The following is a 449-nucleotide window of genomic DNA, read 5'->3' as shown; positions in this document are numbered from 1 at the left end:
GTGCTCAAGCGCCTGGAGACCGGCGGCAAGGGCCGGGTCGACGTGGTCTACGGCGGCAAGCTGGAATTCCTGCTCCTCAACGCCACCGACCCGAACGTCGAGGTCGACGGCGAGCGCGCCTCGATCACCACCAAGCACCCGGCCTTCTCCGACCCGAAGGTCTGCCAGGCGATGAACCTGCTGGTCGACCGCAAGTCGATCCAGACCTACATCTACGGCCGCACGGGGAGGGCCACCGCCAACACGGTCAACGGCCCGGAGCGCTTCGTCTCGAAGGACACGAAGTTTGCCTTCGACCCGGCCCGCGCGAACGCGCTCCTCGACGAGGCCGGCTGGACAAAGGGCTCGGACGGGATCCGGGCGAAGGACGGCAAGAAGCTCAAGCTCGTCTTCCAGACCTCGATCAACGCCCCGCGCCAGAAGACCCAGGCGATCATCAAGCAGGCGGC

At 67.0% G+C, this 449-nt stretch carries 1 protein-coding gene; it reads left to right on the top strand.

What is annotated here, in order from left to right; genetic code table 11:
- The coding region (locus MKL01_RS30790) for an ABC transporter substrate-binding protein (RefSeq protein ID WP_243908985.1) at window positions 1–449 on the top strand (449 nt) is incomplete at both ends.

The organism is Methylobacterium sp. J-070, from assembly GCF_022829385.1.
GTDB lineage: Bacteria > Pseudomonadota > Alphaproteobacteria > Rhizobiales > Beijerinckiaceae > Methylobacterium.
Note: the sequence above shows the minus strand (reverse complement) of the source record. Positions and strands in the feature narration are given on the sequence as shown.